Source organism: Budvicia aquatica DSM 5075 = ATCC 35567, from assembly GCF_000427805.1.
GTDB classification, from domain to species: Bacteria; Pseudomonadota; Gammaproteobacteria; order Enterobacterales; family Enterobacteriaceae; genus Budvicia; species Budvicia aquatica.
The window spans coordinates 93,208-117,485 of the sequence record NZ_ATYS01000011.1 but is presented as its reverse complement, the minus strand read 5'-3'; the positions used below and the strand labels follow the sequence as shown (position 1 = coordinate 117,485).

Genomic DNA, 24,278 nt, shown 5'->3' with positions numbered 1-24,278 from the left:
ATAAACCAATTCATATTGTAATAAATCAGGCAAAAAAATGATGAAGGACTCGCAGGAAACGACGCATTTTGGTTTCCGCACTGTAGATAAAGATGAAAAAGTGGCTATGGTTGCCGATGTATTCCATTCTGTGGCATCAAAATACGATTTGATGAACGACTTAATGTCGTTTGGTATCCATAGAGTTTGGAAACGTTTTACTATCGACTGTAGCGCTGTTCGCGAAGGGCAGAAGGTTCTTGATTTAGCCGGTGGTACTGGCGATTTAACGGCCAAGTTTTCACGCTTAGTGGGTGAAAAAGGTGAAGTCGTTTTAGCCGATATCAACGACTCTATGCTAAAAATGGGGCGTTCTAAGTTACGTGATATGGGCATTGTCGGTAACGTAAACTATGTTCAGGCTAATGCAGAAGCATTACCGTTCCCTGATAATTATTTTGACTGCATTACTATCTCTTTTGGTTTGCGGAACGTGACTGATAAAGATAAAGCCTTAAGATCGATGTTCCGTGTATTAAAGCCGGGCGGTCGTTTATTGGTGTTAGAGTTTTCTAAGCCAGTGATCAAAGTATTGAACAGTGCTTATGATGCCTATTCATTCCACATTTTGCCTAAAATTGGTGAAATGATTACCAAAGATGCTGATAGCTACCGTTATTTAGCTGAGTCTATTCGTATGCACCCCGATCAGGAAACCTTGAAAGGGATGATGGAAGAGTCAGGATTTGATAATGTTAACTACTTCAATTTAACCGGGGGCATTGTTGCACTTCACCGCGGTTTCAAGTTTTAGCGAAGGATCACTATGCTGTTTGTTCCCTTGATTGCCGGAGTGATAGAAACCTCTCTGAATAATTTACTCTTTCGCGATCGCAGTATGCAGTCTGCCAGCCATCGGCTGTCAGGTAAGACTCTCAAGCTAAGTTTGCAAGAATTATCAACATCGCTGACGCTGGTATTTAGCGTGAACCATATCGATGTTGTGAGCCAGTGGGAACAACCGGCGGATTGCACACTGATAACACAATTACCCGTTCTTTTTTCCTTACGCGATCGCCAGCGCCTCTCAGCCTTACTTCGTGAAGGCGAAGTCGTGGTTGAAGGTGATATACAGGTTATACAGCAATTTGTGACGTTGATTGATCTCGCAGAATGGGATCCGGCCGAATGGTTATCTCCTTATATCGGCGACGTTGCTGCTGAAACTATCAGTCAGGGCGTTCAGTCCGGTAGCCGCAAGGCTAAACATTGGGTAGAGCAAAAACAGGCCTATCTGGCTCAGGCTGTAACGGAAGAGTGGCGTTTAGCTCCCGGCAGACTAGAAGTTCTTCATTTTAGTGATGAAACCGAAGTGCTTTCTCAACAGGTTGATTCCCTAATAGAAAGAATAGAAAAGCTGGAGAAATCCCTATGACCCCGTCTGAATTTTTCCGATTCTATGTGATTATTCGCGTTTTTCTCACCCATGGCTTAGATGAACTGATTCCTAAAATGCGCTTAACCTGGCCATTAAGATTTGGTTGTCGTTTATTGTTTTGGATGAGAAACCAGTATCCTGAGAAAGAGCTGGGGGAACGTCTGCGTCTGGCGCTACAAACCTTAGGCCCGGTATGGATTAAGTTTGGGCAAATGATGTCCACCCGCCGGGATCTGTTCCCGCCAGTGATTGCCGATCAACTTGCGTTATTGCAAGATCAGGTAGCACCGTTTGACGGCGTGCTTGCCCGTCAACAAATAGAATCCTCGATGGGTGGAAGTATCGAGCAGTGGTTTGATGATTTTGATATTAATGCATTAGCGTCGGCTTCCATTGCTCAAGTCCATACTGCCGTTTTAAAAAGTAACGGCAAAGAAGTGGTGATAAAAGTTATTCGACCGGATATCAAACCGATTATAAAAGCTGATATTCGTCTGATGTATCGTCTGGCAGGATGGCTTCCTAAACTTCTGCCTGATGGCCGCCGCTTAAAGCCGCGCGAAGTGGTGCGTGAGTATGAAAAAACACTGTTAGATGAGCTGAATCTGCGGCGTGAGGCAGCAAATACTATCCAGCTTCGCCGTAATTTTGACGGCAGCCCGATGCTCTATATTCCTGAAATTTATTCTGATTACTGCCATGAAAACGTTTTGGTTATGGAGCGTATTTACGGTATTCCTGTTTCGGATATTGCCGCGTTAGAAGCCAACGGCACCAATATGAAGCTGCTGGCTGAGCGCGGCGTTCAGGTGTTCTTTACCCAAGTTTTTCGTGACAGCTTTTTCCATGCAGACATGCACCCGGGCAATATCTTTGTCAGCTATGCAATGCCTGATAATCCACAATTTATTGGTATTGACTGTGGAATAGTGGGGTCGTTGAGTAAAGATGATAAGCGTTATCTGGCTGAAAACTTTATCGCATTCTTTAACCGGGACTACCGTAAAGTCGCTGAGTTACATGTTGATTCTGGTTGGGTTCCGCCGGATACCAATGTGGAAGAATTTGAGTTTGCTATCCGAACCGTGTGTGAGCCGATTTTTGAAAAACCACTGTCTGAAATCTCTTTTGGCCACGTGTTGCTGAACCTGTTTAATACGGCGCGCCGTTTTAATATGGAAGTTCAGCCACAGCTTGTCCTGTTACAAAAAACACTGTTGTATATTGAAGGGCTGGGTCGTCAGCTCTACCCACAGCTGGATTTATGGACAACGGCAAAACCTTTCCTTGAATCATGGATGCGAGATCAGGTCGGTATTCCTGCACTGCTTCGCACGTTGAAAGAAAAGGCACCATTCTGGGTAGAAAAATTACCTGAATTACCTGAACTGTTTTACGACAGTTTGCGGCAGCACAAAGAATTGCAAAATAGTATTGATAAACTCAGTGTCCGGCTTTATGCCAGAAATGGGAGGCAGAACCAGTCGCGTTACCTTTTTGGGGTAGGTGCTACACTATTAGTTAGTGCTACAATTTTGTTTTCAAATCATATACCGGTTTGGCCAGCATATCTGGCGGGCGCGGGCGTTGTTGTCTGGTTGATTGGTTGGATAAAAGCGGCGTAAAGAAATTTACTACAGCTTAATGAAACTGCCGTATACTATGGCAACAATTGAATTTACATGCATTTATAGAGGCATATCTCATGGGTGGAATTAGCATTTGGCAGTTACTGATAATTGTCGCGATTGTCGTATTACTGTTTGGAACTAAAAAATTGCGTACGCTAGGTTCCGATCTGGGTGCATCTGTAAAAGGCTTTAAAAAAGCGATGGGTGATGACGAAGCTGCAACACCAGCAGCTAAAGAAGAAGCTCAAAAAGACCAAGACGCTGATTTTGAAGTGAAGTCAATTCAAGAGCAGCAACAACCTGCGGTGAAAACCGAAGAGCAAAAGAGCCAGAACAAAGAGCAGGTGTAAGCCGTGTTCGATATAGGATTTGGTGAAATAGTTGTTGTACTGGTTATCGGTCTGATCGTGCTTGGTCCTGAGCGGTTACCTGTGGCTGTAAAAACAGTCACAGGCTGGATCCGGGCGATGAGATCTTTGGCTTCTTCAGTCCAGAACGAGCTCACTCAAGAGTTAAAACTGCAAGAGCTGAAAGAAAGCCTGAAAAAGGCTGAGAGTGCTGGCTTGCAGAATTTATCTCCTGAGCTGAAGGCGTCGATGGATGAGCTGAAAGAGATGGCGACCGGTATGAAAACCTCAATTCAGAGCGATCTGAATAAAGTGTCTGAAGCCGTGCAGCCATCAGTAGCGCCAACTGATTCAACGCCCCCGGTCAGTGAAGTTGCGGCTAAGCCAGTTGTCAGCCAAGCAGAAGCGAAGATTGCATCTGTTGAGCCAGCCGCTGAAACTGTAGCCGATGACGTGACAGCTAAGCCGACTCCGGTGTCTATTCATAAAACTGACAGCGAAAATTAATCCATGGCCGTAGAAGATACTCAACCGCTTATCAGCCATTTGATTGAATTACGGTCCCGTTTACTACGATCGCTGACTTGCATCGTCGTAGTTTTTTTGGCCCTGGTCTATTTTTCAAATGACATTTATCACATGGTGTCCTCACCGTTAATCAGTCAGTTGCCGAAAGGGGCAAGTATGATTGCAACCGATGTTGCATCACCCTTTCTGACGCCGATTAAATTAACGTTGATTGTTTCGGTATTCATTTCTGCGCCGTTTATTCTTTATCAAGTGTGGTCCTTTATTGCACCGGCACTGTATAAGCATGAACGTCGGTTGATGATACCGTTGCTGTTTTCCAGTACGTTCTTGTTTTACCTTGGTATGGCATTTGCTTACTTTGTGGTATTCCCATTAGCCTTTGGTTTTTTTGTTAAGACTGCGCCGGAAGGGATATTGATATCGACTGATATTAATAATTACCTTAACTTCGTCATGGCGTTGTTCTTTGCTTTTGGGGTCTCCTTTGAGGTGCCGGTAGCGATTATCTTGTTATGCTGGAGTGGGGTAACAACCACCGCAGAATTGAAAAAGAAACGTCCATATATCGTCGTGGGTGCTTTCGTTGTCGGGATGTTACTCACACCTCCGGACGTTTTCTCTCAAACGCTACTCGCTATTCCAATGTGTATTCTGTTTGAAATTGGCCTATTCTTTGCCCGTTTTTATGAAGGTAAAGGTCGAAAAGCCAGAGCAGAAAGTGGTGAAGATGAAGAAGAGAGTGATGAGCAAGAGCAAGAAAAACCAACGGCGTAGTCCGGGGTTTATATCATGATCTTTCAAGCCGCCTTCGGGCGGCTTGTGTATTTTAGCCGCCGGTTATTTATTCTCGGAGTATATAGGCATGTTTGATATTGGCGTAAATCTGACTAATCGTCAGTTTGCTCAGGATAAGCACGACGTAGTAAGTCGAGCCAGACTGGCGGGTATTAACGGCATGTTAGTGACCGGTACCAGTTTAAAAGAGAGCATTGCGGCGAGTCAGTTGTCTAGTGAATACCCTGACTATTGTTGGAGTACTGCGGGGGTCCATCCTCATGATGCATCAGGGTGGTCTGCCGATTGTGAACAACAAATCTATCAACTGGCGAAGCTGCCTGAAGTGGTTGCTATTGGTGAGTGCGGATTAGATTTTAACCGTAACTTTTCGACGCCGGAAGAGCAAGAAAAGGCGTTTAATGCACAACTAGCCATGGCTGCTGAATTGGATATGCCGCTGTTTCTTCACTGCCGGGATGCCTTTCCGCGCTTTATTGAATTGCTCCAACCTTGGTTATCTAAAGTTCCGGCTGCGGTTGTTCACTGCTTTACTGATAATCGACAGGCGTTAGAGGCATATCTGGAGCTTGGTCTTTATATTGGTATTACCGGCTGGGTGTGCGATGAGCGTCGAGGATTAGAACTTCGGGAGTTGGTATCGTTAATTCCGGCGGATAAACTTCTGTTAGAAACTGATGCGCCTTATTTATTGCCGCGTGACCTAAAGCCGAAACCTTCATCAAGGCGTAATGAACCAGCCCATTTGGCCCATATCCTTGAGCAGGTGGCTAAATTAAGACATGAAGACCCGGTGTGGCTTGGGGAAAGAACCCAACAGAATGCTTATCAGTTACTTGGACTGGTTTAAGTCGGGGTTATTGCAGCGTATTATATCGGTTAATGGTAGAGGCGATTTGACGGTAGTTTAAATTTTGGCCATCAAAATATGGGTCCGATCTGAGTAGCAAATGAATATTTAAGGAGAGTTTTAGTGAGCTATATTATTCCGAGTGCATTTCCTGAGCGTCGCCTGCGTCGCGTTCGTGCCCACGACTTTAGCCGTCGTTTAGTCTCTGAAAATCAGCTAACGGTAAACGATCTGATTTATCCGGTATTCATTCTGGAAGGGACTAACCAGCGTCAGGAAGTGGCTTCAATGCCCGGTGTGACACGTATGAGCGTTGATTTACTGGTTAAAGAAGCGGAGCAGCTTGCGAAACTCGGTGTTCCGGTTATCTCTCTTTTCCCGGTTATTGAATCAAATCTGAAAACGTTACATGCTGAAGAGTCTTATAATGCTGAAGGATTGGTTCCGCGTGCTATCCGTGCGCTGAAGGCCGCCGTACCTGAAATAGGTGTATTAACCGACGTTGCGTTAGATCCTTATACCGTACACGGTCAGGATGGCATTATTGATGCAGATGGCTATGTTATTAACGATGTGACTAAAGAGATTTTAGTTCGACAGGCTATGTGTCATGCCGAAGCCGGTGCTGATATTGTTGCACCAAGCGATATGATGGATGGCCGTATTGGTGCTATTCGCCAGCAGCTTGAAATCGAAAATTTGGTCAATACGCAGATTATGGCTTACTCCGCTAAGTATGCTTCTTGTTATTACGGCCCTTTCCGTGATGCAGTCGGTTCCAGCGGTAACCTGAAAGGCGGAAACAAAAAAAATTATCAGATGGATCCGGCTAATAGCAACGAAGCGCTTCAGGAAGTCGCCCAGGATCTGCAGGAAGGCGCAGATATGGTGATGGTGAAGCCGGGCATGCCTTATTTAGACGTGGTTCGTCGGGTAAAAGATACCTTTGGAGTACCGACCTTTGCTTATCAGGTCTCCGGTGAGTATGCGATGCATATGGCCGCATTCCAGAATGGCTGGCTACAGGAACAGCCTGCGGTAATGGAATCGCTGCTTTGTTTTAAACGCGCGGGGGCTGATGGTGTTCTGACCTATTTTGCCAAGCGAGTCGCTCAATGGCTGCATGAAGATGCAATGCGCCGCTAAGTGAAGAACGCCGTTCTTGGTTAAAACGGCCCTAATTAGTGGCCGTTTTAACCATAACTAATCGTTTATATTCAACATGACAGCGTATATCTAACGCCCGTTAGCTAATCCTGAACCGGGCGTTTCTCAAACTGATTATTATCAATTCGGTGTTCGACTTTCTGATTAATCAGGCTCAATAATAGTATTGAGCGGGTTTCTCCGTCAGGTTCAGCATAAATAGCCTCAAGTCCTTCGAAAATACCTTCCGTAATGATGACCTTATCGCCACACTTTGGTAACGTTGGGTCCGTCAGCAAGGGCTTTGGTTGTAGCATCAGACTTTTGATTAGGCTAAACGGAATTTGCACCGGAAGTTTACCAAAGCGGATAAAGTGGCTGACGCCGCGGGTTGCGCTAATCGTGGTGGTATGAACTCTTTCCGGATCCAATTCAATAAATAGATAATTTGGAAACAAAGGCTCATCTATCAGTACTTTTTTCCCCCGAATGATTTTTTCCATTTGGTACATTGGACTAAAACAGGGGACTTCCTGACGGTGTAAATGTTCCTGCGCGCGCGTTAACTGCCCGCGTTTACAGTAAAGTAGATACCATGATTCCATTAGCTATAATTACGCCCAGTTAAAAAACCTTGCTAGGATAGCAAAAGCATTGGTAAATAGACAAAAAAGGTTCGTCGATTAATCTGAATATTAGGGCTATGCTAACTTATTGTTTTGGTCGAAACTGGAAACGATCACAGTTAATACTTACATTTTCATGTATAAATAGTGTGTTAATAACTAAATAGAGGTGATTTATATGGAACTGATATTGTTGAGTAACGGCAAGGCATCTGGTGACGCAGAATTGCTAGGTTACGCTAAAAAGCAGATTTTGACCGTGTTAGAACGCCGTAAAGCAACGAAAGCCATATTAATACCCTATGCTCTTATTCGTAGCAATTATGACGATCGTGCCCGTGACTTAGAAAAAACCTTAGGTATCCAAGTGACCAGCATTCATCATTTTGATAATCAAGCTGAGGCTATCGATCAGGCAGAGTGCATTATCATCAGCGGTGGTAACACCTGGATGCTGAATCAAATGCTGCATGAAAAATGTCTGATTGTTCCGATTCAACGTGCCGTGCGTGAACGAGAAGTTCCTTATATCGGCTGGAGTGCCGGATGTAACGTGGCCTGCCCGTCAATCCGTACCACTAACGATATGCCCGTTCGTAGTAGCGTAGTACTGCCTTCTCTGGGACTCTTCCCGATACAGATTAACCCACATTATATTGATGCTCACCTCAGCGGACACATGGGCGAAACCCGTGATGAACGTCTGGCAGAGTTCTGTGCAGTGAATCCGACAGAATCTGTTGTCGCATTGCGTGAAGCGAGCTTGTTACAGATTTCAGGTACTAAGCTGCGTTATTTCAGTGCTAAAGATCAGGGCTTCAAGATTTTCCGCCATGGTCAGGAAACCACTGAACATACTGATACCTCTGCGCTGAGTGCTTTGGTACCCTTTACCTGTTGCTGATATCAGCGTCAGTGACAGCAGCTTGATTGGGGTAATATCCCTATAATGACATTTTAACCGGCCATAAACAGACGCTATGAAATACCGAGATCTGCGTGACTTCCTCACCCTGCTTGAAGAACAGGGTGAATTAAAGCGCATTAGCCAACCGATTGATCCTTATCTAGAGATGACGGAGATCTCTGACCGCACGCTGCGGGCAGGTGGTCCGGCATTGTTATTCGAAAACCCTAAAGGCTACCAAATGCCGGTGTTATGTAACTTATTTGGTACACCGAAACGGGTTGCTTTAGGAATGGGTCAAGAAGATGTTAGTGCGTTACGGGATGTAGGTAAGTTACTTGCCTTCTTAAAAGAGCCCGATCCACCGAAAGGATTCCGTGATTTAGTCGACAAGCTACCGCAGTTTAAGCAGGTACTGAATATGCCGACTAAACGCTTATCTTCAGCACCTTGTCAGGAGCAAATTTGGCAGGGTGACGACGTTGACCTCGGTAAACTTCCTATCATGCACTGTTGGCCGGAAGATGCGGCTCCGTTGATATCATGGGGGCTGACGATCACCAAAGGCCCTCATAAAGAACGTCAAAATTTGGGGATTTATCGCCAACAGGTATTAGGTAAGAATAAAGTTATTATGCGCTGGTTGTCCCACCGGGGCGGGGCGTTAGATTTTCAGGAGTGGTGTCAGGAACATCCCGGGCAACGTTTTCCCGTCGCAGTAGCTTTGGGAGCCGATCCGGCGATGATACTGGCTGCGGTTACTCCGGTGCCGGATACGCTATCTGAATACGCTTTTGCCGGATTGCTACGCGGTCATAAAACCGAAGTGGTTAAGTGTATCTCTAATGACTTAGAGGTGCCGGCCAGCGCTGAGATTGTGCTTGAGGGTTATATTGAACAGGGTGAAATGGCGCCGGAAGGACCTTATGGCGATCATACCGGTTACTATAACGAAATAGACAATTTCCCGGTGTTTACCGTAACGCACATTACCCGCAGGTCTGATGCAATTTATCATTCCACTTATACGGGGCGTCCGCCTGATGAGCCCGCGGTGATGGGTGTTGCGCTAAATGAGGTGTTTGTCCCTATTTTGCAAAAGCAGTTCCCTGAGATTGTCGATTTCTATTTGCCACCCGAAGGATGTTCTTATCGGATGGCCGTTGTGACGATGAAAAAACAATATGCGGGTCATGCTAAACGCGTCATGATGGGGGTTTGGTCTTTCCTGCGGCAGTTTATGTATACAAAGTTTGTTATCGTCTGTGATGATGACATTAACGCCCGTGATTGGAATGATGTGATATGGGCAATTACGACCAGAATGGATCCTGCGAGAGACACTATTCTGATGGAAAATACCCCGATTGATTATTTGGATTTTGCATCGCCGGTTTCAGGACTGGGATCAAAAATGGGTATGGATGCGACGAATAAATGGCCGGGAGAAACCCAGCGTGAGTGGGGGCGTCCGATAAAGATGGACCCGCAGGTTAGTTCACGTATTGATGCTATTTGGGACGAATTGGCAATTTTTAGCCATGGAGAAAAACCGCGCTAATGGTTACATTAATGTGTTCTTGTTTTTTATTTGATGACCCGGCAGAGGGAGTACATGGCAATATTGAATTGTAAGGTAACGTCAGTGGAGTCGATCACTGATACGGTATTCCGTGTGCGTTTAACGCCGGACATGCCATTCTCGTTTCAGGCCGGTCAGTATCTGATGGTTGTTATGGATGAGCGTGATAAGCGTCCATTTTCAATGGCTTCCACGCCAGAGGACACCGGTTCTATCGAATTACATATCGGTGCTTCTGAGCTTAACTTGTACGCTATGGCGGTAATGGATCGCCTGTTAAAAGAAGAGTCTATTGCCATTGATATTCCTCATGGGGATGCATGGTTACGGCAGGACTCTGAGCGGCCGATTCTGTTAATTGCAGGCGGTACCGGCTTCTCTTATGTCAATTCTATTCTGATGACCGTATTGGATAAGCAACCTAACCGGCCGATTTTCTTATACTGGGGAGGACGTGAAGAGAATCATCTTTATGATTTAACGCGTCTGGAGTCGTTATCCGTACAGTATCCGAACCTGAATGTAGTCTCGGTGGTTGAGCAGCCAGAAAGTGAATGGCGTGGAAGAACGGGTACCGTTCTGACAGCGGTTCTGTCTGATTTCGGTTCATTGGCTGAATACGATATCTATATTGCCGGGCGTTTTGAAATGGTCAAAATTGCCAGAGAGCGATTCTGCGGTGAGCGTAATGCCGATGAATCCAGAATGTTTGGCGATGCATTTTCGTTTATCTGATCCTCCGCTTTTACGGCAACAGAAAACTGTTGCCGTTTATCATATCCGATACTATCCATTTGCTACTGCTTAGCGCCTATAGGCAAATACCATTTTATAATAGCTAAATATAAGAGGGACTTATGGCTACTAATCACTTATTACACTCTTCTCTGTTACCCCTTCAAGGGGGAATTAACTTCCGCGATCAGGGGGGGCACTCCGGGGCTGACGGGCGTAAAGTTAAATCCGGCTTATTGCTAAGAGCGGGTTCTCTCGACCGCCTGACTGCGGATGATTGCCAATATTTGAGCCAAATGCCGTTAACCCATATTATTGATTATCGTGATATTGATGAGGTAAAGCTGAAACCGGATGTTATCTGGCAGGGCGTTCAGTACGATAACGTACCCGCCAATCCGTTAACTGACGATGTTAATGCTAACTTTGCTAAGTTAAACGATGAAATGCTAGCAAAGTTTGATGCGGTTGACTTTATGTCTCGCTTATACCATAAGCTTCCCTTTGATAATCGAGCATATCGCCATCTGACAACGGTTATGATGCAGCCGGAATCCGGTGCGCTGGTTCAACACTGTGCGGTAGGTAAAGACAGAACAGGAATTGGTTCTGCAATTGTATTGTTAACGCTGGGAGCCAATCGCGATACCGTTATTGAAGACTATATGCTGACGGAAACGACGTTAGCGCCTTTTCGCAACGAAATGATGTCCCATTTGGCTAGGCAGTTAAATGAGCAGCATGGCATTGATAGTTTGAATTATGTTATGTCAGCGAAGGAAGTGTTTATCGGTACTGCATTGAAAGCCATTGATAAACGCTATGGTAACACCAATAATTGGCTTGAGCAGGAGTTTGGGTTAACGGCAGAAAAACGTACTCAGATTCAGAATAAGTATTTAGAATCCTGATGAATTAATCAGATACAACACATTAAACAATGATAAGGATTATTGATGAATAAGGTCGTTAAAGGATTAGCGTTTTTGGTGTTAGCCGCTCCGCTATTGTGTTCAACGGCGTTTGCCCAAGAAACAGCAGCAGTCACTATTGAAGATGAAGGCTTTGTTGAGCTTCCTGCACTAATTGATGGTGCTGTAAAAAATAGCAAAACCTACAGGAATGATTACTCAGAATGTGGGCTTCAAAGTAAATCTATCGACCTCGGCGCGGATGTACAAGGCTACTTTGTAACCACCAAGAGTGCCTGCGGATGGGGAGCATCTCAGGGGCCGTTCTGGGTTGTGGTGCAAAAGGGCGAAACTGCCAGTACGGTATTATTTGATTCTGGTTATTTGATTAATGTTTTGGCTGAGAAGCATAACGGATTATCCGACCTTGATACCACCAATGCTACTGCGGCTGAATCATCTACGGCTAAGTGGGTGTATGACGGCAAGGAATATAAATTCCTCAAGAGCACCAAAGAAGAGATGATGGCGAAGTAGCGCTGATTGTTTATTTTAACCATTAAAAATGGCCCGAACGGGGCCATTTTTGTAACTACACAATCATCTAAAGATTAAGCTTGTAGTAGAATCCGCAGCATACGGCGCAGTGGTTCTGCTGCTCCCCAGAGTAGCTGGTCACCTACGGTGAATGCTGATAGGTATTCTGGTCCCATATTGAGCTTACGTAAGCGACCGACCGGCGTCGATAAGGTACCGGTAACCGCTGCAGGTGTTAACTCACGCATTGAAATTTCACGATCGTTCGGTACGACTTTTACCCACTCATTATTTTCAGCCAGCATGCTGTGAATGTCAGCCAGCGGGATATCTTTTTTGAGTTTCAGTGTGAATGCCTGACTGTGGCAGCGAAGTGCACCAATACGGACACAGAGACCATCGACCGGAATTGGGCTGGCGGTGTTAAGTATTTTATTGGTCTCTGCCTGACCTTTCCACTCTTCGCGGCTTTGGCCATTTTCCAGTTGTTTATCGATCCATGGGATCAGGCTACCGGCTAATGGCACACCAAAATTATCAACGGGTAAGGTTCCGCTACGCATCTGTTCTGTAACTTTGCGTTCGATATCCAGAATGGCTGATGCCGGGTCCTGAAGCTCTTTAGCTACGTTAGCGTGCAACATGCCCATTTGGGTCAGGAGTTCACGCATATGACGGGCCCCGCCACCGGAAGCGGCCTGGTAAGTGGCAACCGAAGCCCATTCAATCAGATTATTCGCAAACAGGCCGCCAAGGGACATCAGCATTAAGCTAACGGTACAGTTGCCGCCAACAAAGGTTTTAATGCCCTGATTCAGGCCCTGATGGATAACATCATGGTTAACCGGATCAAGAATGATAATGGCATCGTCTTTCATGCGCAGGGTTGAAGCTGCATCAATCCAGTAGCCGTTCCATCCGCTAGCGCGTAGCTTTGGATACACTTCGCTGGTGTAGTCGCCACCCTGGCAGGTAATGATGATATCCAGCGCGCGTAGGGCTTCGATATCATTGGCATCTTGTAGCGTGCCGCTTTGGCCTGCAAATGAAGGGGCTGCTTGACCTGTCTGTGAGGTAGAGAAGAAAACCGGGCGTATGGCGTCAAAATCGCGTTCTTCGATCATTCGTTGCATCAGAACGGAACCGACCATACCGCGCCAGCCAATAAAACCGACGTTTTTCATATTCAACAATCCTAACCTTGGAGGTAATAAATGTGAGTGTATTCGCTGTCTTGCTTTTGCTGAACGTAGCTAATTATGAGCTCGACTCCCTCCACATTACAAAATGTGGAAAAGGGTGCAAGTGAATTTATTCGATATACAAAAAATATTAAGCAGTAAAACTTATAATCGCCCAATATCCGTCCATCTTACCCATTGGTTTTACGGGCAAAAAACAGCAACGTACCCACCATAATAAATAATGAACCGAAGATGCGGTTAAGCAGTCGCATTTGATGGGGTTCTTTGATCCATTTGGCAACGTGGGTTGCCAGAGTTGCGTAGCCAATCATAACAATAATATCAACGACTACGCTGGTCATGCCCAGAATCAGGTACTGGGCTCCCTGAGGTTGATTCGGAATAATAAACTGAGGAAACAGAGCAGCTAAAAAAACGATGCTTTTAGGGTTAGTCAGATTGACTAATATTGCACGTTTAAACAACCCGCTGCCAGGTAACGCTTTTGATACCGCATTCAGATCTAAGGCACCAGCGGTACGCCATTGCTGAATGCCCAACCAGATTAAATAGGCCGCACCCAGCCATTTTAAAATATCAAAGGCTATGACAGATTGCGTTAATAACGTTCCCAATCCGATACCGACTAAAACGATATGTACTGATAGTCCGACCTGCAGGCCAGCAATAGAAGGCAGTGCTCCTCGAAAACCATAGCTAATACCGGTACTCATGGTATTTATTGCGCCGGAGCCGGGAGAAAGGCTAAGGATAATTGTTGTAACTAAGTAGGTCAGCCACCATTCAAGCGTCACGGTGGTTCCTTCTATTGATTCGGTCTCAAAATAAAAGCGACGGGGCACCTATTCAGGCACCGTCATCGTTACAATAAAATGTACACCGAATTTGATGCGTAGCCTATCTTTACTCTGCGTATGCTTTTTATATTGGATTAATCGCATACAAAAAAGTCTGTAATCATTGGTTCAAATAGATTTATGTGCAGCTATAATTTAGCCAAACCCGCAGCTAACCAACAATATATGGCACAATATACTATTGATAAATTTGGCAGTATAGGTCATAAACATTTATCAATTTAAGATATGTGAAACCATGACAGTAGACTTTTTATCGTTTAAAAAAGACTGGTTAAACCGTGAAAAACACTTCGCGGCGTTCACGTCTGGGCCTTTATTGGACTTCTGGCAACAGCGTCAGGAATTAAGTTTTGAAGGCGTCGACGGTGTGCCTATTGAATATGTGCGTTTCACTTCAGACGATCATCATCGGGCGATTGTTGTTGTAACCGGGAGAACGGAAGGCTACCTAAAGTATCAGGAGTTGGCCTACGATCTTTTTCGCTGTGGCTATGATGTCTGGATCCTTGACCATCGTGGTCAGGGATTTTCTGGTCGTTTACTGGAGGACAGTCATCGCGGGCACGTTGAGAATTTTGACGACTACGTTGATGATTTTGAAATCTTTTGGCTCAATATTTTTATGGCTGAAGAGTATCAGCAATCCTTTATGCTGGCCCACTCTATGGGCGGTGCGATTGCGACACTATTTTTAGCCAGACACCCGAATGCCGTGCGAGCTGCGGTGCTCTGCTCACCAATGCTGGGTATTGCTTTACCTATGCCCGTTTGGTTAGCTAAAAGAATTACTGATATTACGGAAAAATGGCAGGGGGTGCGTGAGTATTATGCTGTAGGCACTGGGCGCTGGATTCCCTTACCTTATGCCGTTAATGTTCTGACTCACAGTAAAGCTCGCTACCGCTTATTTTCACGACATTATGCCGACCGCCCCGAACTCAGGCTCGGTGGCCCGACTTACCATTGGGTAAGAGAATCGATGATGGCCGGTGAAAAGGCAATAGCACTCGCGCCTCAGATTACCACTCCATTGCTTTTATTGCAGGCAAGCCAGGAGCGTTTAGTAGATAATAATTCTCATCTGGCATTTTGTCAGGCTTTGGCTGATGCGGGTCATCCCTGTGAGGGCGGTGGGCCGAAGGTGATTAACGGTGCCCGTCATGAAATTCTGTTTGAAAAAGATGAAATGCGCACTGAAGCACTGATAGAGATATTAGGTTTTTTTGCCCGCTATTAATCACTATTTCAGTGCGTTAGTATTTTTTGTTTACGTTTAAATAAAGGTTGGTAATTTTTATATGTATCATATCGTTGCATCCGATTTGGATGGCACTCTGTTGCAGGCAGATCATACCCTTTCCCCGTTTGCTAAAGACACGTTAAAGCTGATATCTAAAAGTGGCGTTAACTTTATTTTTGCTACTGGCCGTCATCATGTTGATGTTGGACAGATCCGTGATGGTCTGGGCATTGACACCTTTATGATTACTTCGAATGGTGCTCGAGTACACAATGCCAAGGGCGAGCTGATATTTAGCCATAATCTGGCCCCGGATATTGCTTATGATCTTTATCATATTGTGGATAAAAATCCGAAAATTGAAACCCATGTTTATCGTAATGATGAGTGGTTCACTAATCGCGAAAGTGAAGATTTAAAGAATTTCCATCAAGAGTCTGACTTTAGCTATCAGGTCTTTAATCCGGATACGCTGGCGACCGATGGAATTTGCAAAGTCTTCTTTACCTGTCGCGACCACGACGAATTAGTCGCGCTCGAAGAAGTGATTAATGCCCGTTGGGGCGATAGGGTCAATGTGAGTTTCTCACTCTCTTACTGTCTTGAAGTGATGGGCGGCGGAGTATCTAAAGGACATGCATTAGAAGACGTTGCCGGTATCTTGGGCTACGGATTGAAAGACTGCATTACCTTTGGCGACGGCATGAACGACGTTGAAATGCTGGAGATGTCTGGCAAGGGTTGCATTATGCAAAATGCCCATCAGCGCCTTAAAGATCGACTGCCTAACCTGGAAGTGATTGGTACCAATGTTGATGATGCGGTAATGCACTATTTACGTAAGATGTACCTTTAACTCACGGCGAGTATTGATGATATGCATAATTTTAGCCGGCTTGAACAAACAAAACATATGCTTGAATGGCTGAATGACGATCCTTATTCCACGATTGTAACTATGGCCGAGAATGTTTTTAGCCAGCAGGTTAGCGGTTCTAAGATTGTTGAGTTTGTGGTGACTTCTGAGCCGGATTGGCTGACCGGCGGCCTGCCTGAGGCTGATAACCCAGATAAAATGGTGTTAGTTCGGGCTGCGGTAGCTTTTGAGTGCGCCATAAAGATTGGTTCGCCTGATGGTCAGCTCCATGAGTTACAGGGAGTATTTACTTTAGCCGGCGTTAACCTGAATAACGATCGGTTAAGGTCTCAGAGACTCTGGGTTGATTTAGGGGGCGTGCTTGAAGAGTTTGGTTCTCAGGGCGCTTTGATGGCCAGAGTCTATTTTGATGTAGACGATGAGAGTTGAACTGTCTTAACTAAATTAATTTTACTGGCTTAGCTCCGAACTGGTTACTACCGGTTTTATAGATATTTGTCAGGCTACTTGCTGCACGTAAACGGGATCTTTTCCTGATTTTTTGTTTGAAATATTTCAGTCCGCGCTCCCTATAGATTCTCAATGATATCGTCCATTGAATAAAAACGTCTCTACTCATAGGTTGACGAATCTTCGCTTACATCCTCCTTCAGCCACCGGTTTAGTGACGTTCTGTCTACGTTAAGCCGCTTAGCTAACTGACTTTTATTATTTCGCTCGGTGAGAAGCAACTGGTGCAGCATTCTCAGCCGGATGGTTTTAAAATCGCCTTTCAGCATTCGACAGCGCGAACAGGAGGACGATGATATTGATGTGGCGGTGGGTTCTAAATCGTCCATCAGTAGTTGGGCCTCTGCCAGCGTTGCCGGGCGGGAATGGATGGATAGCACCAGTCGTTCGATAATATTGCTCAACTGACGTACGTTGCCCGGCCATGAGTAGTTTTGTAACCGTTTCCATAGTTCCGGAGTTAGTGTCATTTCGGGTAACTGATAGCGCTGGCAGTATTCATTTAGCAGATAGGTACCGATAACTCGGACGTCTTCGGGTCGCTCACGCAAAGGCAGCGTTGTCGCTTTAAGCACGTTGAGCCGATAGTATAGATCCTCTCTGAACGTGCCCTGTTCTATCAATTGCGGTAATTTTTTGTTGGTGGCTGCGATAATGCGAATATCGATCGGGATAACTCTATCGGAACCCAGTCGCATAATCTGCCGTTCCTGCAAAACTCTAAGCAAACGCGACTGCAGAGGCTTGTCCAGTTCACCGATTTCGTCAAGAAACAGCGTTCCCTGATGAGCCAGTTCGAATAGCCCGGATTTTCCCTTTGGCGACGCGCCAGTAAACGCACCCGCCACATAGCCAAACAGTTCGCTTTCCAAAATTTGTGGCGCAACGGCACCGCAGTTGATGGCAACGAAGGGGCCGTTTGCCCGACGGCTGGCGTTGTGTAGGCTTTGTGCCAGCAGTTCTTTACCGGTGCCGCTTTCTCCGCCTATAAGGATCGTGGCATCAGTCAGCGCGTAGGTACGCATGATGTCCAATCGTCGCTTCATTTCGGCGTTTTCGGTGATAATGTCATTAAAGCAATAGCGAGCGTTTAAGCCGCGTTGTGCCAGCTCTTGGCGTCGAACCTGATACTCTGTGTCCCGCAGGCTAGAGACGGTTTGTACTGTTAGAACGGCGCGAATAAGTCTGCCATCGGCGATCACCGGGTACTGATTTAATACTAATACCCCCTGCGCACTGTCTATAATTTGTGCCAACACCGATTTACCCTGCCGTAACGTATCCCAATCAGGTTGTATATCTGGACTTAATTGAGACAGCATGAGCGGAGTGAATGACCTTATATCGCCTTCTTCCGCTGTTTTTAAACTGAACAATGTGTGGGCACAGTGATTAACGTGCAGCACTTTGCCTCGCTCATCGACGGAGATGACGCCTTTGTCGAATTTGTCCAAAATCAGTTGCAGGTGGTCGCGCTCCAGTGCCTGACGGCTGAGGGCTTGATAGAGCGTTTGTGCCTCTTCCAGAGCCTGTCTCACGGAGTCAATGCCGGAGTTCAGAAGTCGAAACTGGGTAGCTAGCGGGGCGAAGTAGTCCTGAAACACGGTATCCCCGATGATCCAATCTAGCTTCTGGGCCGCGAGCTTTTGTTGCATGGTTGCGATCTCTTTTGCATCGTTACTCGTCAATAAAAAAGATTGGTGTTCGATGCCCAACTGTTTTGCCGCACGACAGCAACCATCTACCACGCTGCGAAAGCCGACGATGCCGATGTGGACACTCTGTCCGATAAACGGAGCCAGTGCATTGAGAACATCGTAGCCCGATGTTTTGATCTCTACGACGGGTAGGCTACTGTGTTGGCGTAAAAGGTCAGCGCAGCCGCCCCGACTGATGAGAACGCGATAGCCACGGGTCTCAAGTGTCGGTAGCTCTTCTATAACGCGGTTTAAGTCAGTTAAGTGCAACGTTAACGGTGTGGTGAACTGATGCAGAAGACTTTTAGTCTCTTCTATCAACGCTGGGTAGGGGGCAACGAGGCATAGGGGAGTTAACGTAGTCTCGGGCGTAATTGTGTTCATAACCAGTAGACCTACAAATTCAGAAGAGTCGTTATGCGATATCTTACCCTTGGCGTAAAGGAAAAGTTGGTCATTAATGAGTAATCGTGAAGTTGGATGGATCAATTCGGCGCTCTGGTTGAGTTAGAGCGCCGAAAATACCAATCAACCGGTAGCAGGGGCCTTCGATCGATGGTCGTTACGTTTGGCTATCCATACTGTTAGGAAAGGTACAAGCAACGCAGTGATAATTGTTGAAGCTGCAACCTGTGCCGCTGCACTGGCGGCGACGTCCGTTAGGTTTGGATCTATAAGCGCGATAGCTGCCGGTGTAGCGACCGCATTGCCCGCCGTTGAAGAGACAGCAGCACCTGCTACACCAGAACCTCCCGACATTTTATCCGCCATTATGTTGAGTGAACCGCCGATAAAAACAGTTATCAGTCCTAGTAAGATGCCGGAAAAACCCGCCGTTAACAGGCGGGCGAAGTCGATGCCGTAACCCAACCCAAAAGCGAAGAAAGGGATAAGCATTGCGCCGCCCGTTTTCAGAAATGAGCGCAATTCTTCATCCAGATTACCCAGTATCATGCCAATGAAAACAGGAATGATGACTGCTAATAGGTCCATAAAGGGAATGGTTACCAAACCAGCACTGCCCAGCGCTAACATGGTTAAAAACGGTCCATCGTTAATGGATATGACTGCGATGGCTCCGCCGTCAGTTTCATCACCGTATTCGCCGACCAGAGCGGCGTATAGGCCGCTATTAGAGTTGGTCATACCGGCAATAATCGCTAGAGCGGATAAGCCGAACAGCCCGTCAACGCCACAGAACTTACCGACTAGCAACCCCACGAGGACGCCTCCAGCGAATTTAGCCGTGGTGATTGCCACGCCCTTTTTTAAGGCTCTTGGAGCAGCTTTGAACTGGACGTCTGCCCCCATACAAACCAGAAATACGCCGAGTATAGCCATGGCGCCGTGAGATATCGACGTCACAAATCCGCCGATTTCCAGCGCGCCGGGAGCGAAAGTTTTAAATAGAGCACCAATAATGAGGGGTATCACCATCATCCCGCCGGGAAATCGTTCTAAAGCTTGTTTAATTTTCATTGTTAGCTTCCAGAAAAAGCGGATGGCGAAAGGACGCCATCCGAAAAGATAGGGATTAGAAAGTCGGGGCGATTTTATAAATAGAGAATTCGACGTGCCCCAGATCTTCTGACTTGGTAGTTTTTCCATTAGCGACGCGCACAATTTCTCGATATATTTCTTCACCTACTTGAGAAATAGAGGCCTCGCCGGTCATGATGGCCGACGCGTCGATGTCGATATTGTCCTTCATCTTATCAAACGTTGCTTTATTACCGGTGATTTTGATGACCGGTGCTATCGGGTTTCCACTTGGCGTACCGCGCCCGGTAGTAAAGATAACTACCTGTGCGCCGCCGGCAACCATGCCAGACATTGATTCAATGTCCTGTCCTGGGGTGTCCATAATCCACAATCCGGGGCCGGTTGGCGCATCTGCATATTGCAGAACACCTTGCAGTGGTGCATGACCAGCTTTGTGAATGCAACCTAGAGACTTCTCTTCAATCGTCGTCAGGCCGCCTTGAATGTTGCCAGGCGTCGGCTGACCGCCGCGAATATCTTCTCCTAGCGCTTTGGCTCTGGCCTCGCAGGAAACCACGAGGTCGATAAGTTGCTGACCGACTTCCGGTGTAATGGCGCGCTTAGCCATTATGTGTTCGGCCCCGATAAACTCGGTGGTTTCGGATAAAATAGAACTGCCGCCGTTGGCAATTAACGTATCGGAGGCCACGCCGCAGGCCGGGTTAGAAGCCAAGCCAGAAGTCGTATCAGAACCGCCACATTCCATTGCTAAAATCAGCTCGCTGATAGGCGTCACTTCTGTTTTTTGCTGCGAAAGTTGCTGGGCATATTCACGCGCCAGTGAGGTACCTTTGGCTTGGCACTGTAGCGTGCCGCCCTCTTGTTGAATAGTGATACAACAAGAGGGTTTACCAATCTTCTTAATTTCGTCTGCAATACGGGTAGGCTCTGCGCCTTCACAGCCTAGGCCGACGATCACGATGGCGCCGACATTAGGGTTCTTGGCTACATTAATTAGCGTTTTTTCCGTTAGACGGGCGTCACTGGCGACCTGACAACAGCCGAAAGTATTGTTGACCCAGGTGGAGCCTTTTACCTGGCGAGAAATGTCCTGTGCCACTTTGTTAGAGCAGACGCTGGTGGGGAGAATCAGAACATAGTTGCGAATGCCTACGCTGCCGTCTGGTCGGCGGTAACCGGGAAAAGTATCGTTGCTCATAAATATTCCTTAGTGATTTTTTATTGTTATTGACAGTGATTAATTTCGATCGCCGCGCCCACGCTCGCTCTCAACGTTATGAACATGAACATGCTCACCCGGTTCGATAGCTTGCGTTGCCCTACCGATAGATTCGCCGTACTTGTATACCTCGTCGCGTAGCGCCATAGCGCGGATGGCAAACTTATGCCCAGCGGGAATTGAGTTAAGTAACGTGACTTCTTTAGCCTCGTTGTTAATGAACATCATGGCCTTTTCTCCGGCGGCAAGCGGCAGAATGGCTGTAGCTACACAGTCTTTAGGATTGATTACAACAGCGTTTTTCTTCATGGATTGATTCACCCTTAATTTTATTAATCGTTCTCTTTGGTTCTATCAATAACCATGCCATCTTTTAATTGATTGATTATTATCGTTTTTAATACTTTCTTTGCTAAATATAGAGTGCTATTGAGGGAATATACCGCAGTGAGTGAGGTAATTTTCATCACCCTGCTCTGTTGAATGGTTGCTAATGTGTTGGTTAAAAATACAAAAACAGGATAAAACGATCGAAAAATGCGGTTTTTTTAACGTCATTTTTGTGAATAAGCTTAGAGCTACTTTTTAATCTTATTCAAAAAGGCTGAAGTAGGAGGTGGGAATGTCGATAAAATGTTTTAATATCAGATTGATATAAATTTTATCCGCATTATTAAGACAGATAAAGCTGGGGTTATCTCTCAGGCAACGACTTGAAGGAGTTACTGGGGAATGGTAATACGGTTATAACTGGCAACGTATTCATAGCGCTCACAATGGTGAAATACCGAAGAAGCGCTACTTTAAACTTACTAAAAAATTTTAAACGATACTTTATGAGTCAAAGTGCTTAAATATTACTATTTATTTCTTTTTACACACCGGTTCCATGCCGTAAACATAGACTTCACTGATTTCACGGTCATAGCCCGGGTAGAAGCCCTTAGGCATGCCTAAGACGATTTGTTTACCACGGTTAGAATGAACCAACAGCTCATGAGTTTTTGGATTAACGGCTACGCCTTCAATTTCACCGTAGTCTTTAAAGTCATCAAAGGATCTTTCCAGTACTACCGGAGCATTCGTTTTGTTGTTATCAATTTTTACCCGATAAAGATTATCGGCTTCTTTATCATCCGCCGTACCATCATCGGCAGTGAGATAAATATCACCCTGATAGGCGACGATTCCCTGAATCCATTGTGGCACGGGCTGCAGGTGAACCTTTCTCTTATATTTACCGGTCTCTAAGTCGTACTCATACAGATAACGGCCGCTTTCTTCCCCGACCCATGATGCCATCCAGATACTGTTATTGACTTTATCGACGGTAATCGCAGAGACTTCTTGCTGACCAGAGTCTGGATTAAATGGGAAGGTACGCTTAAGCTTTAAAGTCTCTGCATCATGTACGGCAATTTGAATATCTTTACCTACGCCGTCCATAAACCATTCAGAAGAAACGTAAATTTCATTGTTATAAACGTCGATATCACCGATGTGATTGGCCGGAATCTTATAGCCTTCAAACGGGGTTTTATTGCTCACCAGCAAATTACCCTGTAGATCATATTTTGAAAGTGTTGCACTGCCGGAGACATAATAAAAATTGCCGTCAGTGGTAATCCCTTGGCGCCCGTCGACTTCAAATGTCTTCTTGAGCTGGTAGCTATATTTAGGGGCAGTCTGGTTATAAGGAGAGTCACATTGATTAGCCGAAGCAACAGCAGAGAACGAACAGAAAGCGAGCGCAATAATAAGGCTGAGTGGTTTAGTTTTCATATACTGGTTTCCGTCCTTATCTATACAGCAACAAATACTGCCTGATACAACAATAGATATTGCCTTTAAATATAATGGTTTAAATAAGATAGCTTGATGATTATCCGGAGCATAACAACCGTCGTCGTTACGCTCCGTTATTTCTGTATATCAGAAATTATTATTATTTATGCATACCCTGCTTTTCTAAAAACGTCACGGTTAAATCCGGGAAGTCAGTGAAAATGCCATCAACCTTTGCCTGCTTGAACATAATTTCATGCAGTTGGTCCATGCTGGTCGCATATTTAGGCAATAAGTCAGCCCGTAAGGTATAAGGATGGACAACCATACCGTTGTCATGAGCATCCTTAGTCATTGATGTCAGTTTAACGCTGCCCGGCTTAGAGGCATTTACATCAATCAACATCGGGTACTGAGGGCCAATACCGTCGGCATACTTAGCAATTTCAACCATAGCTCCGGGTTCGAACATCCAATCGTAGCTGTAGTTAACCAGTTTGCCTTCGGCATTGGGTTCAAAGGTCTCTTCCCAGTCGGTGCGGGCAATTAACTGTACTAACTTCAGATCGACGCCTGCTTTAGGCATCAGTTCTGTTTTAATACGTTTTAGTTCATTGAAATCAAAACATTGCAGATAGACGTTGTCGTCTTTCTTGGTGTAACCGTATTGCTTAAGGATATCAATAACCTTAACGGAAATATCTTTACCTTCACTGCGATGGAACCATGGCGCTTTAATTTCAGGATAGATACCGATATTTTTACCGGTAGAGTGGTTCAGACCCTGAACGAACTCGATCTCTTCTTCAAAAGTATGGATACGGAAATCAGATTTCCCCATCGGGAACCGGCCAGGATAGGACTGAACCTTCTTGCCATCTTTAATATCAAAGCCTTCGGTAAACTGTAAGGACTTGATTTCAGGTAGGGTGAAATCAATAGCGTAATAACGGCCGTCTTTGCGGGCACGGTCCGGGAAGCGCTCTGCAACGTCGGTAATTCGATCCAAATAGTGGTCATGTAGCACGATGATCTTATCGTCTTTGGTCATAACCAAATCTTGCTCAAGATAGTCAGCGCCTTGCTGATAGGCCATCGCTTTGGAAGGTAAGGTATGTTCCGGTAGATAGCCGCTGGCACCACGATGGGCAATAACAATTTTGTCCGTCTTATCGGTTTTAGCATTTGCTTCAGCAGCTGAAACGATTGACATACTCAGGACGATTCCTGTTAGTAAGGTCTTAAGGCCTATTCTCATAAGCTTCATTCTCCATATATTGTTATGTAGGTAAGTGTCTATTTACGATGGTATGTACTCTCAGTGACTCTGCTATACGTGCAAGGTTTGAGAATTTTTTATATGATTT

The 24,278-nt window shown here is 45.7% G+C and carries 25 protein-coding genes; 16 read left to right on the top strand and 9 right to left on the bottom strand.

Annotation, left to right across the window (positions count from 1 at the left end):
- Nucleotides 1-37 precede the first annotated feature (37 nt).
- The 8 genes from ubiE (at nt 38) to hemB (ending at nt 6,717) form a co-directional block, all read left to right on the top strand.
- Nucleotides 38-793, top strand: a complete 756-nt coding sequence (gene ubiE / locus YWE_RS0107260) for a bifunctional demethylmenaquinone methyltransferase/2-methoxy-6-polyprenyl-1,4-benzoquinol methylase UbiE (RefSeq protein WP_029093930.1) — start codon at nt 38-40, stop codon at nt 791-793.
- Nucleotides 794-805: 12 nt separating this feature from the next.
- Nucleotides 806-1,414, top strand: a complete 609-nt coding sequence (gene ubiJ, locus YWE_RS0107255; protein WP_029093929.1) for a ubiquinone biosynthesis protein UbiJ — start codon at nt 806-808, stop codon at nt 1,412-1,414.
- Nucleotides 1,411-3,042 (top strand): ubiquinone biosynthesis regulatory protein kinase UbiB, encoded by a 1,632-nt coding sequence (ubiB, locus tag YWE_RS0107250; protein ID WP_029093928.1) that lies wholly within the window; start codon nt 1,411-1,413, stop codon nt 3,040-3,042. Before ubiJ ends, ubiB begins: the two co-directional genes overlap by 4 nt.
- 80 nt (nt 3,043-3,122) lie before the next feature.
- A complete protein-coding gene (gene tatE, locus YWE_RS0107245; RefSeq protein ID WP_029093927.1) occupies nt 3,123-3,398 on the top strand; it encodes a twin-arginine translocase subunit TatE in 276 nt (91 codons plus the stop codon).
- A gap of 3 nt (nt 3,399-3,401) precedes the next feature.
- Entirely contained in the window at nt 3,402-3,902 is a 501-nt protein-coding gene (tatB, locus tag YWE_RS0107240; protein ID WP_029093926.1) for a Sec-independent protein translocase protein TatB, read from the top strand.
- Nucleotides 3,903-3,905: 3 nt separating this feature from the next.
- The gene (gene tatC, locus YWE_RS0107235; protein ID WP_029093925.1) at nt 3,906-4,700 is read left to right on the top strand and encodes a Sec-independent protein translocase subunit TatC; all 795 of its coding nucleotides are present in this window, start codon (nt 3,906-3,908) and stop codon (nt 4,698-4,700) included.
- An 88-nt stretch (nt 4,701-4,788) separates the two neighbouring features.
- On the top strand, nt 4,789-5,571 hold the full coding sequence (tatD, locus tag YWE_RS0107230) for a 3'-5' ssDNA/RNA exonuclease TatD (RefSeq protein WP_029093924.1): 783 nt from the start codon (nt 4,789-4,791) through the stop codon (nt 5,569-5,571).
- 123 nt (nt 5,572-5,694) lie between these two features.
- Nucleotides 5,695-6,717, top strand: a complete 1,023-nt coding sequence (gene hemB, locus YWE_RS0107225; protein WP_029093923.1) for a porphobilinogen synthase — start codon at nt 5,695-5,697, stop codon at nt 6,715-6,717.
- Between the two features lie 104 nt (nt 6,718-6,821).
- On the opposite strand, the gene rfaH is transcribed toward hemB, so the two are convergent.
- Nucleotides 6,822-7,322, bottom strand: coding sequence for a transcription/translation regulatory transformer protein RfaH (gene rfaH, locus YWE_RS0107220; protein ID WP_029093922.1), 501 nt, complete (start codon nt 7,320-7,322; stop codon nt 6,822-6,824).
- Nucleotides 7,323-7,521: 199 nt separating this feature from the next.
- Between rfaH and pepE the strand changes: the two genes are divergently transcribed.
- The 5 genes from pepE (at nt 7,522) to YWE_RS0107195 (ending at nt 12,015) form a co-directional block, all read left to right on the top strand.
- The gene (gene pepE / locus YWE_RS0107215; RefSeq protein ID WP_029093921.1) at nt 7,522-8,247 is read left to right on the top strand and encodes a dipeptidase PepE; all 726 of its coding nucleotides are present in this window, start codon (nt 7,522-7,524) and stop codon (nt 8,245-8,247) included.
- Between the two features lie 76 nt (nt 8,248-8,323).
- Nucleotides 8,324-9,811: a 4-hydroxy-3-polyprenylbenzoate decarboxylase gene (ubiD, locus tag YWE_RS0107210; protein ID WP_029093920.1), complete on the top strand. Its 1,488-nt coding sequence runs from the start codon at nt 8,324-8,326 to the stop codon at nt 9,809-9,811.
- 54 nt (nt 9,812-9,865) lie between these two features.
- Nucleotides 9,866-10,567 (top strand): NAD(P)H-flavin reductase, encoded by a 702-nt coding sequence (gene fre / locus YWE_RS0107205; RefSeq protein ID WP_029093919.1) that lies wholly within the window; start codon nt 9,866-9,868, stop codon nt 10,565-10,567.
- Nucleotides 10,568-10,689: 122 nt separating this feature from the next.
- Nucleotides 10,690-11,478 (top strand): tyrosine-protein phosphatase, encoded by a 789-nt coding sequence (locus YWE_RS0107200; RefSeq protein ID WP_029093918.1) that lies wholly within the window; start codon nt 10,690-10,692, stop codon nt 11,476-11,478.
- 45 nt (nt 11,479-11,523) lie between these two features.
- On the top strand, nt 11,524-12,015 hold the full coding sequence (locus YWE_RS0107195) for a hypothetical protein (protein ID WP_029093917.1): 492 nt from the start codon (nt 11,524-11,526) through the stop codon (nt 12,013-12,015).
- Nucleotides 12,016-12,089: 74 nt separating this feature from the next.
- Here the strand turns inward: YWE_RS0107195 and asd are convergent, their stop codons facing one another.
- Entirely contained in the window at nt 12,090-13,199 is a 1,110-nt protein-coding gene (asd, locus tag YWE_RS0107190; protein WP_029093916.1) for an aspartate-semialdehyde dehydrogenase, read from the bottom strand.
- Nucleotides 13,200-13,387: 188 nt separating this feature from the next.
- Nucleotides 13,388-14,014, bottom strand: coding sequence for a homoserine/homoserine lactone efflux protein (gene rhtB, locus YWE_RS0107185; protein ID WP_029093915.1), 627 nt, complete (start codon nt 14,012-14,014; stop codon nt 13,388-13,390).
- Between the two features lie 301 nt (nt 14,015-14,315).
- Between rhtB and pldB the strand changes: the two genes are divergently transcribed.
- The 3 genes from pldB to YWE_RS0107170 all read left to right on the top strand — a co-directional run bounded on the left by pldB (nt 14,316) and on the right by YWE_RS0107170 (nt 16,626).
- Nucleotides 14,316-15,317 carry a lysophospholipase L2 gene (pldB, locus tag YWE_RS26855; protein ID WP_036015423.1) on the top strand — a complete coding sequence of 334 codons (1,002 nt, stop codon included), beginning with the start codon at nt 14,316-14,318 and terminating at the stop codon, nt 15,315-15,317.
- Nucleotides 15,318-15,378: 61 nt separating this feature from the next.
- Nucleotides 15,379-16,176, top strand: a complete 798-nt coding sequence (yigL, locus tag YWE_RS0107175; RefSeq protein ID WP_029093914.1) for a sugar/pyridoxal phosphate phosphatase YigL — start codon at nt 15,379-15,381, stop codon at nt 16,174-16,176.
- A 21-nt stretch (nt 16,177-16,197) separates the two neighbouring features.
- Nucleotides 16,198-16,626 (top strand): hypothetical protein, encoded by a 429-nt coding sequence (locus tag YWE_RS0107170; RefSeq protein WP_029093913.1) that lies wholly within the window; start codon nt 16,198-16,200, stop codon nt 16,624-16,626.
- Nucleotides 16,627-16,808: 182 nt separating this feature from the next.
- Here the strand turns inward: YWE_RS0107170 and YWE_RS0107160 are convergent, their stop codons facing one another.
- The 6 genes from YWE_RS0107160 to glpQ form a co-directional block, all read right to left on the bottom strand.
- Nucleotides 16,809-18,788 carry a sigma 54-interacting transcriptional regulator gene (locus tag YWE_RS0107160; protein WP_029093911.1) on the bottom strand — a complete coding sequence of 660 codons (1,980 nt, stop codon included), beginning with the start codon at nt 18,786-18,788 and terminating at the stop codon, nt 16,809-16,811.
- A gap of 144 nt (nt 18,789-18,932) precedes the next feature.
- A complete protein-coding gene (locus YWE_RS0107155) occupies nt 18,933-19,883 on the bottom strand; it encodes a 2-keto-3-deoxygluconate permease (protein ID WP_029093910.1) in 951 nt (316 codons plus the stop codon).
- A 55-nt stretch (nt 19,884-19,938) separates the two neighbouring features.
- Entirely contained in the window at nt 19,939-21,111 is a 1,173-nt protein-coding gene (locus tag YWE_RS0107150) for a UxaA family hydrolase (protein ID WP_099043999.1), read from the bottom strand.
- A gap of 33 nt (nt 21,112-21,144) precedes the next feature.
- Entirely contained in the window at nt 21,145-21,435 is a 291-nt protein-coding gene (locus YWE_RS0107145; RefSeq protein WP_029093908.1) for a UxaA family hydrolase, read from the bottom strand.
- A 555-nt stretch (nt 21,436-21,990) separates the two neighbouring features.
- Entirely contained in the window at nt 21,991-22,908 is a 918-nt protein-coding gene (locus YWE_RS0107135; protein ID WP_029093907.1) for a hypothetical protein, read from the bottom strand.
- A gap of 163 nt (nt 22,909-23,071) precedes the next feature.
- A complete protein-coding gene (glpQ, locus tag YWE_RS0107130; protein WP_029093906.1) occupies nt 23,072-24,169 on the bottom strand; it encodes a glycerophosphodiester phosphodiesterase in 1,098 nt (365 codons plus the stop codon).
- Nucleotides 24,170-24,278: the final 109 nt, after the last annotated feature.